A 13870-nucleotide genomic window follows, 5' to 3' on the forward strand; every position below is an offset into this window, starting at 1 on the left:
TTGCGGGGCGCATTATGCGTATTGAGCCTTGAAGCGTCAACCCCTTTTTCATCGAAAATGGGCTGAACGTAACTGTTTGGTTAGGTTGCGAACAGCGTGACGCAATAATCGGCAATTATTGGTTATTTATCGTTTTTAACGGCTTAAACAAGGCACAAAAACAAAAACGGACTCCGCGGAGTCCGTTTCGAAAAAAAAGCGTTTAATAAGCCGACTGGTGTACGCCGACCGCGCGCCCTGACGGATCGTTCATCTTTTTGAAAGATTCATCCCATTCTATGGCTTTTGCTGAAGAGCAGGCGACGGACGGGCCGCCAGGAACGCATTCAGCAGCGCTGGGAACCGGGAACAGCTCTTCAAAGATCTCACGGTACAGGTACGCTTCCTTCGATGATGGCGTATTGTACGGGAAGCGGAAGCTGGCCGTTTCCAGCTGCTGATCGGAAATTTGCTCAGCGGCGACTTCTTTTAACGTATCGATCCAGCTGTAGCCTACGCCGTCAGAGAACTGCTCTTTCTGTCGCCATGCAACGCTCGCCGGCAGGTAGGATTCAAAACATTCACGTAAGATATGTTTTTCCATTTTGCCGTTGCCGCACATCTTATCCTGCGGGTTAATACGCATCGCCACATCGAGGAATTTCTTATCGAGGAACGGCACGCGTGCTTCAACGCCCCAGGCAGACATCGCTTTGTTGGCGCGGGCGCAGTCAAACATATGCAGCGCCTGCAGCTTGCGAACGGTCTCTTCATGCAACTCTTTGGCATTTGGCGCTTTGTGGAAGTAGAGATAGCCGCCAAATACTTCGTCAGAACCTTCACCTGACAGCACCATTTTGATGCCCATCGCTTTGATTTTGCGCGACATCAGGTACATCGGTGTTGATGCGCGGATGGTGGTGACATCGTAAGTTTCAATGTGATAGATAACATCGCGAATCGCGTCCAGGCCTTCCTGCACCGTAAAGTGGATCTCGTGATGCACGGTACCCAGATGGTTAGCCACTTCCTGAGCGGCTTTCAGGTCAGGTGCACCCTCCAGACCGACGGCGAAGGAGTGCAGCTGCGGCCACCAGGCCTCTGATTTTTCCTGATCCTCAACGCGGCGGGCGGCATATTTTTTGGTGATGGCGGAAATCACCGATGAATCCAGGCCGCCGGAGAGCAGGACGCCGTAGGGGACGTCGGACATCAGGTGGCTTTTCACCGACTCTTCCAGCGCCTGACGCAGCTCGTTTTTGTCGGTCACGTTGTCTTTAACCGCATCATAGTCGAACCAGTCGCGCTGGTAGTACTGACGGATCTCCCCGTCTTTGCTCCACAGATAGCTACCTGCAGGGAACTCTTTAATCGTGCGGCATACCGGAACCAGCGCTTTCATTTCAGAGGCAACGTAGAAGTTGCCGTGTTCGTCGTGACCCATATACAGCGGGATAATCCCGATGTGGTCGCGACCAATCAGATACGCGTCTTTTTCGCTGTCGTAGAGCGCGAAAGCAAACATTCCCTGGAGATCGTCAAGGAAGTCTGCCCCTTTCTCCTGATACAGCGCGAGGATAACTTCGCAGTCGGAGCCGGTCTGGAACGCATAGCGGTCACCGTATTCTGCGCGCAGCGCCTGGTGGTTGTAGATTTCACCGTTAACGGCGAGTGCGTGAGTTTTTTGGGCGTTATACAGCGGCTGTGCACCGGCGTTGACGTCGACGATTGACAGACGTTCATGTGCCAGAATGGCCTTATCGCAGGCGTAGACGCCGGACCAGTCCGGGCCACGGTGGCGCATCAGGCGAGAAAGCTCGAGTGCCTTTTTACGCAGTTCGCCTGCGTCAGTTTTAATATCCAGTACGCCAAAAATCGAACACATAGCCTTCTCCGTTACCCTATCTTGTTTGTTGTTGTGCAGGCTTCTTCTGCTTGCGAAGCCTCAGTGCATGCTTAAGAAAATGCCGCAAAGGGGCGTAGGGCGCAAGGGATTTACGGCTGTAAAAGGAAATAATGCAATAGCGATTGCTGGATAGTGAAAAAAGAGTATGTTTTGAGTGCTTTTATTAAAGAATATCTAATGATAATGCATTTTCATTAGATGAAACTCTTTTCTGGCACTTCAAAAAGAGAAAACCACGTCCTGGGACGTGGTTTTGTTCAGAAAAGATCAATTTCTGCAACGGAAGGATAAATCCACGAAGGGCGGAACGGCATGCTGTCGATATCATCAAGCGTGGCGACCCCGGAAAGCACCAGAATGGTTTCCAGACCGGCCTGGAAGCCAGCAAGAATATCCGTACGCAGGTTGTCGCCGACGATAACCGTTTGTTCCGAATGCGCCTGCATTTTATTCAGCGCAGAGCGGATAATCCACGGGCTTGGTTTACCGACGTAGAACGGTTTACGACCAGAGATTTTCTCAATACCGGCGCACAGCGCGCCGCAGGCCGGGTAATAGCCACGGCCGTGGGTATCCGGGTTAGTGGCGATAAAGCGCGCGCCGTTGGCGACAAAAAAGGCGGCCTTATGCATCATTTCCCAGTTAAAGGATCGGGTTTCACCGACGATAACAAAATCAGGATTGACGTCAGTAATGGTAAAGCCAGCTTTATACAGTTCGTGGATCAGCGCGCCTTCACCTACCACATAGGCTTTCTTACCTTCCTGGCGACGCAGAAAATCCGCCGTGGCCATTGCAGAGGTATAGAAGGCGGTATCAGGGACATCTATTCCCGCAGTCGCAAAACGGTTCGCCAGGTCCTGACCGGTTTGAGAAGGGTAGTTAGTCAGCATCACCAGCGGCATCTCTTTGTCGAGAATACGTTTGATGAATTCAGCGGCGCCCGGTACGGCCACATTGTCGTGCATCAGCACGCCGTCAATATCACAGATTATGTTTTGAATGGTCATGAACTGTCCGACATCATTGGAGAAAGGCGAAACTATAAAGCGGCTTTAGATTTCCAGCAAACGCTGGAGTAGGATCCCGTTGAGCATCGCGCGCTTTACAAGGGCAAAAGCACCGATTGCCGAACGATGATCGAGCGTGGAGCGCACCACCGGCAGATTTTTACGGAAGGCCTTCAGCGCCTGGGTATTGATGCAGCCTTCGATAGCTGGCAGCAGCACTTTTTCCGCCTCGACAATCTCGCCGGCAATCACCACTTTTTGCGGATTGAACAGGTTAATAGCAATCGCGATGGTTTTACCGAGATGACGACCAACGTGTTCGATGACCTCGCAGGCCAGCGCATCGCCTTTATTCGCGGCTTTGCAAATTGTCTTGATCGTGCAGTCCTCAAGGGAGATTTTACTTTGATATCCCTGTTCCAGCAGATGACGAACGCGATGTTCAATCGCCGCGTTAGCGGCAACGGTCTCCAGGCAGCCAAAGTTACCGCAGTGACAGCGTTCGCCTAATGGATCAACCTGAATATGGCCGATTTCACCGACGTTACCGTTACGGCCAATAAAAATGCGCCCGTTGGAGATGATCCCTGCGCCGGTGCCGCGGTGTACGCGCACCAGAATGGAGTCTTCACAGTCGTGGCTCGCACCAAAGTAGTGCTCTGCCAGCGCCAGGCTGCGAATATCGTGACCGACAAAGCAGGTGACTTTAAACTTTTTTTCCAGCGCTTCGACCAGACCCCAGTTTTCCACCTGAATATGCGGCATATAGCGAATGACGCCGCTTTCCGGGTCGACCAGTCCTGGCAGAATAACTGAGATGGCAATCAGTTCGCGGATTTTACGCTGGCAGCTCTCGATGAAAGCGGCAATGATGTTAAGCAGCGCGTGTTCCAGCGTTTCTTGCGTTCTTTCCGGCAGCGGGTAGTGCTCTTCCTCAAGCGGCTTACTGCTTAAATCGTAGAGCGTCAGGGTGGCATCATAGCGGCCAAGACGGACGCCGATAGCGTGGTAGTTGCGGGTTTCAGCAACAATAGAGATGGCGCGGCGGCCTCCGGTGGAGGCCTGCTGATCGACTTCTTTGATCAGTCCGCGTTCAATAAGCTGACGCGTAATTTTCGTTACGCTGGCGGGGGCAAGCTGGCTTTGTTCCGCAATCTGAATACGCGAGATGGGGCCGTGCTGATCGATGAGCCGATAGACGGCCGCGCTGTTCAGCTGTTTTACAAGATCGACGTTACCAATTTGAGCCTGTCCGCCTGATGTCATACTTTTACTTACTCAGTGACGACCTCGTTACCATTAACGATGGTCTTGGTGATTTTATAATCGCGGGTGAATGCGGTCAGGTTAGCGACCATCCCCGGAGCAATGCTGCCTAACTGTTTATCTACGCCAATTGCGCGAGAAGGATAGAGCGTTGCCATGCGCAACACTTCGTCCAGCGCGATGCCGCAATGCTCAACGAGGTTACGCACCCCTTCAATCATGGTCAACGAAGAGCCGCTGAGGGTACCGTTCTCATCTACGCACAGTCCATTCCGGTAGTATATTGTTTTACCAGCAAAAATGAACTGTTCAATATTGGCGCCAGCCGGAGCCGTTGCGTCGGTCACAAGGCACAGCTTATCGCCTTTCAAACGTTTAGCGAGGCGGACGTTAGCGTAATCGACGTGCATACCATCGACGATAATACCGCAGTAGACATCCGGTTCGTCGAAAATCGCCCCGGCAAGACCCGGTTCACGACCGGTAATATACGGCATGGCGTTAAACAGATGGGTAGCGAAACTAATGCCGGAGCGGAAGCCGATTTTCGCTTCTTTCAGCGTGGCGTTGGAATGGCCCGCAGAAACGATAATTCCTGCCGCCACCAGCTTGCGGATAACTTCCGGTTCAACGCGTTCCGGCGCAAGGGTGATTTTGGTGATCACGTCCGCGTTTTCGCACAGAAAATCGACCAGTCCGGCGTCCGGTTTACGCACGTAGTCCGGGTTGTGGGTGCCTTTTTTAACAATATTCAGCCAGGGACCTTCAAGATGCAGGCCCAGCGCCTGGTTAGGATGCTTTTGCAGATACTCGCGCATCACGCGCACGCCCTGTTTCATCAGGTCATCGCTGGCGGTAATTAGCGTCGGCAGATAGCTGGTGCAACCGGAGCGCTCGTTGGCTTTTTGCATAATCTCCAGCGTTTCAACGGTGACCGCTTCCGCCGTGTCGTTGAACTGCACGCCGCCGCAGCCGTTGAGCTGGACATCGATAAAACCGGGGGCAACGATCGCACCATCAACCGAGTGCTGTTCGATCCCGGTTGGCAGTTCAGTCTGAGGACAAATACGTTCGATAAGGCCATTGGCGATAACAATCGCATGGTCATCCAGAATTTCATGGCCGGTATAAATCCGGCCTTGGGTTAATGCATACATTACGACCCCCGGTTATCCAAAATGATTGTCCCGCGGGGGCAGCCGCGGGACGAGACTACATTACAGACCTTTGATGTTTTCAGCTTCTAATTCGTTGAAATATTTCAGCGTCTTAACTTTCAGTTCCATGGTGGATGGCTCGTCGCACACGACAACCGCTTTCGGGTGCAGCTGCAGGCAGGTAATAGTCCACATATGGTTCACATTGCCTTCAACTGCCGCCTGCAGAGCCAGCGCTTTCTGATGGCCCAGAACCAGAATCATCACTTCTTCCGCATCCAGCAGCGTACCCACGCCTACGGTCAGCGCGTATTTAGGCACCTGGTCTACATCGCCGTCGAAGAAGCGAGAGTTTGCAACGCGAGTATCATGGGTCAGAGTTTTAATGCGTGTGCGCGAAGCCAGAGAAGAGGCTGGTTCGTTGAAAGCGATGTGGCCATCGTTACCTACGCCGCCCATAAACAGATGAATTTTACCGTATGAACGGATTTTTTCTTCATAGCGACGGCATTCTGCATCGATATCCGGCGCGTTACCATTCAGAAGGTTGATGTTTTCTGCCGGGATATCAACGTGATCAAAGAAGTTGCGATGCATAAAGCTATGATAGCTTTCCGGATGCTCTTTCGGCAGACCAACGTACTCATCCATATTGAAGGTAACAACATGCTTAAAGCTAACCTGGCCTGCTTTGTGCATCTCAACAAGAGCTTTATAAGCGGTCAGAGGCGTACCGCCGGTAGGCAGACCCAGGACAAACGGACGGTCCGCAGTCGGCTTGAACGCATTGATGCGGTTAACGATGTGGCGGGCAGCCCATTTACCTACTTGTTCAGCTGTTACCAGGGGGATCAGTCTCATTGTTCACCTCTATAGTTAAATTAGAACCTGGCGGATTGGCGCCAGCATACTATTAAGAGTATTGCAGTAACTACGCCGACCGGGGTCAATCCGTGTTGATTTTTTGAATGATAAAATAAGTTTTCGTTGTTAGCCAGTCAAAGGCGGAGGTGAATACGATATTTGGTGATTATTGTCACAAAAAATACCCATTTAATTTGCGAGACGAATTAATTTTTCAGACACTTTGCAGGTAAGTTAAAAATTTAAGTAAGTTACACAATAATAAAGTGGCTTTAGTGAGCCTGATCGGGGTCTCATAGGGGGAATAAGATGAATATTTTAGGTTTTTTCCAGCGGCTCGGTAGGGCGTTACAGCTCCCTATCGCAGTGCTACCGGTCGCGGCGCTGCTGCTGCGATTTGGTCAACCAGATCTGCTTAACATATCGTTTATCGCACAAGCGGGTGGGGCAATCTTTGATAACCTGGCGCTGATTTTTGCTATCGGTGTGGCATCCAGCTGGTCGAAAGACAGCGCCGGTGCCGCCGCGCTGGCGGGCGCAGTAGGTTACTTTGTTCTGACCAAAGCAATGGTCACCATCAACCCGGCCATCAACATGGGCGTCCTGGCGGGTATCATCACCGGTCTGGTCGGCGGTGCCGTGTATAACCGCTGGTCGGGTATCAAGCTGCCTGAGTTCCTGAGCTTTTTCGGCGGCAAACGTTTTGTACCCATTGCGACCGGCTTTTTCTGCCTGGTGCTGGCGGCCATCTTCGGCTACGTCTGGCCACCGGTGCAGAATGCCATCCATGCTGGCGGTGAGTGGATCGTCGGCGCGGGCGCGCTGGGTTCTGGTATCTTTGGTTTCATCAACCGTCTGCTGATCCCGACTGGCCTGCATCAGGTACTGAACACCATCGCCTGGTTCCAGATTGGTGAGTTCACCAACGCTGCGGGCGCGGTATTCCACGGCGACATCAACCGCTTCTACGCTGGTGACGGCACTGCGGGGATGTTCATGTCCGGCTTCTTCCCGATCATGATGTTCGGTCTGCCGGGTGCGGCTCTGGCGATGTACTTTGCCGCGCCGAAAGAGCGTCGTCCGATGGTTGGCGGTATGCTGCTGTCGGTTGCTATCACCGCGTTCCTGACCGGCGTGACTGAGCCGCTGGAATTCCTGTTCATGTTCCTGGCTCCGCTGCTGTACCTCCTGCACGCTGTTCTGACCGGTATCAGCCTGTTCGTTGCGACGGCGCTGGGTATCCACGCGGGCTTCTCTTTCTCCGCGGGTGCCATCGACTACGTTCTGATGTACAGCCTGCCGGCAGCCAGTAAAAACGTCTGGATGCTGATTGTGATGGGCGCGGTGTTCTTCGTTATCTACTTCCTGCTGTTCAGCGCGGTTATCCGCATGTTCAATCTGAAAACGCCGGGTCGTGAAGATAAAGTCGATGACGTGGTCACTGAAGAAGCAAACAGCAATACCGAAGAGGGTTTAACCCAGCTGGCGACCAACTACATCGCTGCGGTCGGCGGTACGGATAACCTGAAGGCGATTGATGCCTGTATTACCCGTCTGCGTCTGACCGTTGCGGACTCCGCGCTGGTAAACGATGCAGCCTGTAAGCGCCTCGGTGCTTCCGGTGTCGTTAAACTGAACAAGCAGACCATCCAGGTTATCGTGGGTGCGAAAGCGGAATCCGTTGGCGATGAAATGAAGAAAGTGGTTGCCCGTGGCCCAGTCGCCGCAACGGCAGCATCGTCTCATAGCGCTCCAGCTGCCGCTCAGGCGGTTAAACCACAGGCCGTAGCCAACGCGAAAACCGTTGAAGCGTTAGTTTCACCCATTACCGGTGATATTGTGGCTCTTGAGCAGGTTCCGGATGAAGCCTTCGCCAGTAAAGCCGTTGGCGATGGGGTGGCGGTGAAACCGACCGATAAGATTGTTGTGGCTCCGGTTGCGGGTACCGTGGTGAAGATTTTCAACACTAACCATGCTTTCTGCCTGGAAACTGAAAACGGCGCGGAAATCGTCGTCCATATGGGTATCGATACCGTTGCTCTTAACGGCCAGGGCTTCAAACGTCTGGTGGAAGAGGGGGCGGAAGTGAAGGCGGGTCAGCCGATTCTGGAACTGGATCTTGAGTTCCTGAACGCTAACGCGCGTTCGATGATTAGCCCGGTAGTGTGCAGCAACAGCGACGACTTCGGTGCGCTGGTAATTCAGGCGACCGGTCAGGTTGTTGCAGGCCAGACGCCGCTGTACGAAATTAAAGGCAAGTAGGTCTCCTGAGTAAGGTTTATGCCTCAGCGGCGCAGCGAAAGCTGCGCCGCTTTTTTTTACCGCAAACAACTTCATTATCTTCTCCAGAAACGTATTTTGCGTAACTAATAGTTGTCTCCACGCCCTGCTTGTAAGATCATGTGCCGTTATACGTTGTTTACGCTTTGAGGAACCCACGATGAGTGAGGCAGAAGCCCGCCCGACTAACTTTATTCGTCAGATTATTGATGAAGATCTGGCTACTGGTAAGCACACCACCGTTCATACCCGTTTTCCACCGGAACCGAACGGCTATCTGCACATTGGCCATGCAAAATCTATTTGCCTGAACTTTGGTATCGCCCAGGATTACAAAGGCCAATGCAACCTGCGTTTCGATGACACCAACCCGGTGAAGGAAGATATCGAATACGTTGAGTCGATTAAAAACGACGTGCAGTGGTTAGGTTTCCACTGGTCCGGGGACGTTTGCTACTCGTCTGATTATTTCGATCAGCTGCACCAGTATGCGATTGAGCTCATCAATAAAGGTCTGGCCTACGTTGATGAACTGTCGGCGGATGAAATCCGCGAGTACCGCGGCACGCTGAAAGAGCCGGGTAAAAATAGTCCATACCGCGATCGCAGCGTGGAAGAGAACCTGGCGCTGTTTGAAAAAATGCGCAGCGGTGGGTTTGCCGAAGGTAAAGCCTGTCTGCGCGCGAAAATCGATATGGCTTCTCCATTTATCGTGATGCGCGATCCGGTTCTGTATCGCATTAAGTTTGCCGACCATCACCAGACCGGAAGCAAGTGGTGCATCTACCCGATGTACGACTTTACCCACTGCATCAGCGATGCGCTGGAAGGGATTACTCACTCTCTCTGTACTCTGGAGTTCCAGGATAACCGTCGTCTGTACGATTGGGTGCTGGATAACATCAGTATCCCTGTACACCCGCGTCAGTACGAGTTTTCGCGCCTCAACCTCGAATACACCGTGATGTCCAAGCGTAAGCTGAATCAGCTGGTGACAGAGAAGCATGTTGAAGGTTGGGACGATCCGCGTATGCCGACCATCTCCGGTCTGCGTCGTCGCGGCTACACCGCGGAATCCATTCGCGAGTTCTGCAAACGCATTGGCGTGACCAAGCAGGACAACACCATTGAAATCGCCTCTCTGGAATCCTGCATCCGTGAGGATTTAAACGAAAACGCTCCGCGCGCCATGGCCGTTATCGACCCGGTTAAGCTGGTCATCGAAAACTATCCTCAGGGCGGCAGTGAAATGGTGACCATGCCGAATCATCCGAACAAACCGGAGATGGGCAGCCGCGAGGTTCCGTTCAGCGGCGAAATCTGGATCGATCGCGCTGACTTCCGCGAGGAAGCGAACAAGCAGTACAAGCGTCTGGTTATGGGTAAAGAAGTTCGCCTGCGCAACGCGTACGTCATCAAAGCAGAACGCGTGGAAAAAGATGCGGAAGGTAACATCACCACTATCTTCTGCACCTACGACGCCGACACTCTGAGCAAAGATCCAGCCGATGGCCGTAAAGTTAAGGGTGTGATTCACTGGGTGAGCGCGGCGCACGCGCTGCCGGTAGAGATTCGCCTGTACGATCGTTTGTTCAGCGTGCCGAACCCGGGCGCGGCGGACGATTTCCTCGCGGTAATAAATCCGGAATCGCTGGTGATTAAACAGGGATTCGCAGAACCTGCTCTGGCGCAGGCTCAGGCGGGGAAAGCTTACCAGTTCGAACGTGAAGGCTATTTCTGCCTCGACAGCCGCTATGCAAGCGCAACCAATCTGGTGTTTAACCGCACCGTCGGTCTGCGCGATACCTGGGCGAAAGTCGGCGCCTAGTTTTCCGCCTTTATTAACAACGCCGCTTATCGCGGCGTTTTTTTATGGCAAATCAGAGGATTAAATTATCATATTTTCGCGATGCGAATTAATCTTGTTTACAGAATGTAAAAAAACAGTTTTTAACCCTGCCACTTTCTCCGCGAAAAATATGTAATCGCTTTCATCTCAGTTGAATTTGTCTGTTTTTGCAAGCACTTCCACGCTAAATGCATCACTTCTACGACTGAAACAAAAAGACATAAATTATGTGCGCTTTGTCATAATCTTCATCTTTGGTCAGCGAAAGAGATTGATAATTCGCGTCACGAAAAATAGTCTATAGCCAGTGGTTATGCGAATTTTTACCGCACCACTTTTTAGCAGTTTTATTTATTTTTTTGCGTGTTGCCCCTGGTAACCGCACTTTAAAACGTCAAAGAGGATATGCATATGCGTACGTTTAGTGGCAAACGTAGTACGCTGGCGCTGGCTATTGCCGGTGTAACAGCCCTGTCAGGATTTGCAATGGTGCCTGATGCAAAAGCAGAAGGATTCATTGATGATTCAACGTTAACTGGCGGCATCTATTACTGGCAACGTGAACGTGACCGTAAAGATGTAACCGACGGCGACAAATATAAAACCAACCTCTCACACTCTACCTGGAACGCCAACCTGGACTTCCAGTCCGGCTATGCCGCCGATATGTTTGGGATTGATATTGCTGCCTTTACCGCTATCGAAATGGGCGAGAGCAGCGAGAGCGGCCACCCGAACGAAATCGCGTTCTCCTCGCGCAATAAAACCTACGATGAAGACTATTCCGGCGATAAGAGCGGGATCAGCCTGTATAAAGCGGCTGCCAAATTTAAATTTGGTCCGGCCTGGGCGCGCGCTGGCTATATTCAGCCAACCGGCCAAACCTTACTGGCTCCGCACTGGAGCTTTATGCCGGGTACTTACCAGGGCGCTGAAGCCGGTGCCAATTTTGACTACGGTGACGCTGGCGCGCTGAGTTTCTCCTATATGTGGACCAACGAATATAAAGCGCCATGGCACATTGAGATGGATGAGTTCTATCAGAACGACAAGAAAACCAAGGTAGATTACCTCCATTCTATCGGCGCCAAATACGATTTTAAAAATGACCTCGTGCTGGAAGCGGCGTTTGGCCAGGCACAGGGGTATGTTGACCAGTATTTTGCTAAAGCCAGCTATAAGTTTGATGTTGCCGGCACGCCGTTAACCACCAGCTATCAGTTCTACGGCACCCGCGATAAAGTCAGCAACGGCGGAGTTAACGATATTTATGACGGCACGGCATGGCTGCAGGCATTGACCTTTGGCTATAAAGTTGCTGATGTTCTGGACCTGCGTCTGGAAGGTACCTGGGTTAAGGCTGAAGGTCAGCAGGGCTACTTCCTGCAGCGTATGACCCCAACCTATGCATCTTCTAACGGTCGCCTGGATATCTGGTGGGATAACCGCTCGGACTTCAACGCCAACGGTGAAAAAGCCGTGTTCTTCGGCGCGATGTATGACATGAAGAACTGGAACATGCCTGGCTGGGCCTTCGGCGCATCCTACGTTTATGCCTGGGATGCGAAACCGGGCAAAATGTCTTCTCCTGACGCTTTCTACAATCCGAACAAACGCCTGGAAGAATCAGCCTATAGCCTGGATGCGATGTACACCGTCCAGGAAGGCCGGGCGAAAGGTACGTTGTTCAAACTCCACTTTACTCAATACGACAACCACTCCGATATCCCAAGCTGGAGCGGCGGTTATGGCAACATCTTCCAGGATGAGCGCGACGTGAAGTTCATGGTTATCGCTCCGTTCACCATTTTCTGATGCCAATGCGGCGGGCGTGAGTCCGCCGCAATTTCCCGAGGTTGATCATGAAGAAGTTAATGCTTGTCGCCATTATGGCTGCAGGTCTGGTGGCCTGTACGCAGTCGCCAGCCCCTAAAGAAGACTCAAAGTTAAAAGACGCCTACAGCGCCTGTATCAATACCGCTGAGGGCAATCCGGATAAAATTCAAGCCTGCCAGAGCGTATTGAACGTGCTGAAACAAGAGAAGCAGCATCAGCAGTTCGCCACTCAGGAAAGCGTCCGGGTACTGGATTATCAACAGTGTATTCAGGCGCGGAAAACCGGTAACGATCAGGCGGTACAGTCGCGTTGTGACCAGATCTGGAAAGAGATCCGCAGTAACAATACGCCACGCTAAACCAGGCGAAGGCGGGCGAACGGGCGGAGCGTAAACTCCGCCCGTTACTATTTTAATGCTGTACTTCTGCCGGCTGATAGCCGCGGCTCAGGCGCACGAAGAGCATCGCGGTTGCCGCAAACCCGCATAGCGCAGCGCACATCAACCACCAGCCAGGGGAACTTTTATCCCCCGTTATCTCCACCAGGGCGGTAGAAATCGCCGGCGTCAGGCCACCAAAGATAGCGGTTGCGAGACTAAAGGCCAGTGAAAAGCCCACGGTACGGACGTAGACCGGCATCACTTCCGTGAGCGCTGCCACCATCGCGCCGTTATACATGCCAAAGAAGAATGAGAACCACAGCAGGACCAGCGTCATGCGGGTGAAATCCGGCGCGGCGGTGAGCCAGTGCATCACCGGCCAGGTGGTGAGCAGCGCCAGCAGGGTGATCCCCATGAGCACCGGACGACGGCCTATTCTGTCAGAAATTGCCCCGCCAATCGGTAACCAGATAAAGTTAGAGATGCCGACCAGCATGGTGACCAGCAGACTGTCGCGAGCGCTAAGATGCAGAACCGTTCTACCGTAGGTTGGCGTATAGACGGTAATGAAGTAAAAGGTGGTGGTGGTCATCGCTACCAGCAGCGTCCCGGCGATAATAATGCGCCAGTTTTTGGCAATCGTGGTCAGGATCTCTTTGGTATCAGGACGATGTTTGCGCTGCAGGAAGTCTTCGGTCTCCTGTAAAGAACGACGCAGCACAAAAATAAGCGGAATAATCAGGCAGCCAATAAAGAAGGGGATGCGCCAGCCCCATTCGGCTATCTCGTCGTGGCCGAGCGTTTCGTTCAACACGTAGCCAATCAGCGCCGCCATGACAATCGCCACCTGTTGGCTGGCGGATTGCCAGCTGGTATAGAACCCTTTTTTCCCCGGCGTGGCGATTTCCGACAGATAAACCGAAACGCCGCCAAGTTCTACGCCCGCTGAAAACCCCTGCAGCAGACGGCCGACTAACACCAGGATGGGGGCGAGAACCCCGATTGTGTTATAGCCGGGTACCAGCGCTATCAGTAGCGTCCCGCAGCCCATAATCGCCAGCGTCACCATGAGCCCTTTCCGGCGGCCGATTCTGTCGATATAGGCTCCCAGCACTATCGCGCCGATGGGGCGCATCAGGAAGCCGGAGCCAAACACGGCAAAGGTGAGCATTAACGCCGCAAACTCACTCTCTGCCGGAAAGAAGGTTCTGGCGATGTAGGTGGCGTAAAAGCCAAACAGAAAAAAGTCGAATTGTTCGAGAAAATTGCCGCTGGTCACGCGGAGAATTGCGCCAAAGGTGCCGGCACGCGATGATTGTTGCGTCATAGGGGTTGCTCTCCAT

10 protein-coding genes are annotated in these 13870 nt (G+C 52.7%); 4 read left to right on the forward strand and 6 right to left on the reverse strand.

What is annotated here, in order from left to right:
* Positions 1-202: 202 nt before the first annotated feature.
* The 5 genes from asnB to nagB all read right to left on the reverse strand — a co-directional run bounded on the left by asnB (position 203) and on the right by nagB (position 6179).
* Positions 203-1864: an asparagine synthase B gene (gene asnB, locus GJ746_RS07775; RefSeq protein WP_154679674.1), complete on the reverse strand. Its 1662-nt coding sequence runs from the start codon at positions 1862-1864 to the stop codon at positions 203-205.
* Positions 1865-2142: 278 nt separating this feature from the next.
* On the reverse strand, positions 2143-2895 hold the full coding sequence (locus tag GJ746_RS07780; RefSeq protein WP_154679675.1) for an HAD-IIA family hydrolase: 753 nt from the start codon (positions 2893-2895) through the stop codon (positions 2143-2145).
* 45 nt (positions 2896-2940) lie between these two features.
* Entirely contained in the window at positions 2941-4161 is a 1221-nt protein-coding gene (nagC, locus tag GJ746_RS07785; protein ID WP_154679676.1) for a DNA-binding transcriptional regulator NagC, read from the reverse strand.
* Between the two features lie 8 nt (positions 4162-4169).
* Positions 4170-5318 (reverse strand): N-acetylglucosamine-6-phosphate deacetylase, encoded by a 1149-nt coding sequence (gene nagA / locus GJ746_RS07790; RefSeq protein ID WP_154679677.1) that lies wholly within the window; start codon positions 5316-5318, stop codon positions 4170-4172.
* Positions 5319-5378: 60 nt separating this feature from the next.
* Positions 5379-6179: a glucosamine-6-phosphate deaminase gene (gene nagB, locus GJ746_RS07795; protein WP_004130458.1), complete on the reverse strand. Its 801-nt coding sequence runs from the start codon at positions 6177-6179 to the stop codon at positions 5379-5381.
* 312 nt (positions 6180-6491) lie between these two features.
* Here nagB and nagE point away from each other — a divergent pair, with 312 nt between their 5' ends.
* From nagE to chiQ, 4 genes are all read left to right on the forward strand, one after another.
* A complete protein-coding gene (nagE, locus tag GJ746_RS07800; protein ID WP_154679678.1) occupies positions 6492-8444 on the forward strand; it encodes a PTS N-acetyl glucosamine transporter subunit IIABC in 1953 nt (650 codons plus the stop codon).
* A 178-nt stretch (positions 8445-8622) separates the two neighbouring features.
* Positions 8623-10290, forward strand: coding sequence for a glutamine--tRNA ligase (glnS, locus tag GJ746_RS07805; RefSeq protein ID WP_154679679.1), 1668 nt, complete (start codon positions 8623-8625; stop codon positions 10288-10290).
* Between the two features lie 432 nt (positions 10291-10722).
* Entirely contained in the window at positions 10723-12126 is a 1404-nt protein-coding gene (gene chiP, locus GJ746_RS07810) for a chitoporin ChiP (protein WP_154679680.1), read from the forward strand.
* A 47-nt stretch (positions 12127-12173) separates the two neighbouring features.
* Positions 12174-12506, forward strand: coding sequence for a ChiQ/YbfN family lipoprotein (gene chiQ, locus GJ746_RS07815; RefSeq protein ID WP_154679681.1), 333 nt, complete (start codon positions 12174-12176; stop codon positions 12504-12506).
* A gap of 52 nt (positions 12507-12558) precedes the next feature.
* Here the strand turns inward: chiQ and GJ746_RS07820 are convergent, their stop codons facing one another.
* Entirely contained in the window at positions 12559-13854 is a 1296-nt protein-coding gene (locus tag GJ746_RS07820; protein ID WP_154679682.1) for an MFS transporter, read from the reverse strand.
* Between the last annotated feature and the right edge of the window lie 16 nt (positions 13855-13870).

Source organism: Klebsiella oxytoca, from assembly GCF_009707385.1.
GTDB lineage: Bacteria > Pseudomonadota > Gammaproteobacteria > Enterobacterales > Enterobacteriaceae > Klebsiella > Klebsiella oxytoca_C.

Excerpts from the sequence above, each read along its gene's own strand:
- asnB (WP_154679674.1), bottom strand. The coding sequence starts at position 1,864 with ATGTGTTCGATTTTTGGCGTACTGGATATTAAAACTGACGCAGGCGAA.
- GJ746_RS07780 (WP_154679675.1), bottom strand. The coding sequence starts at position 2,895 with ATGACCATTCAAAACATAATCTGTGATATTGACGGCGTGCTGATGCAC.
- nagC (WP_154679676.1), bottom strand. The coding sequence starts at position 4,161 with ATGACATCAGGCGGACAGGCTCAAATTGGTAACGTCGATCTTGTAAAA.
- nagA (WP_154679677.1), bottom strand. The coding sequence starts at position 5,318 with ATGTATGCATTAACCCAAGGCCGGATTTATACCGGCCATGAAATTCTG.
- nagB (WP_004130458.1), bottom strand. The coding sequence starts at position 6,179 with ATGAGACTGATCCCCCTGGTAACAGCTGAACAAGTAGGTAAATGGGCT.
- nagE (WP_154679678.1), top strand. The coding sequence starts at position 6,492 with ATGAATATTTTAGGTTTTTTCCAGCGGCTCGGTAGGGCGTTACAGCTC.
- glnS (WP_154679679.1), top strand. The coding sequence starts at position 8,623 with ATGAGTGAGGCAGAAGCCCGCCCGACTAACTTTATTCGTCAGATTATT.
- chiP (WP_154679680.1), top strand. The coding sequence starts at position 10,723 with ATGCGTACGTTTAGTGGCAAACGTAGTACGCTGGCGCTGGCTATTGCC.
- chiQ (WP_154679681.1), top strand. The coding sequence starts at position 12,174 with ATGAAGAAGTTAATGCTTGTCGCCATTATGGCTGCAGGTCTGGTGGCC.
- GJ746_RS07820 (WP_154679682.1), bottom strand. The coding sequence starts at position 13,854 with ATGACGCAACAATCATCGCGTGCCGGCACCTTTGGCGCAATTCTCCGC.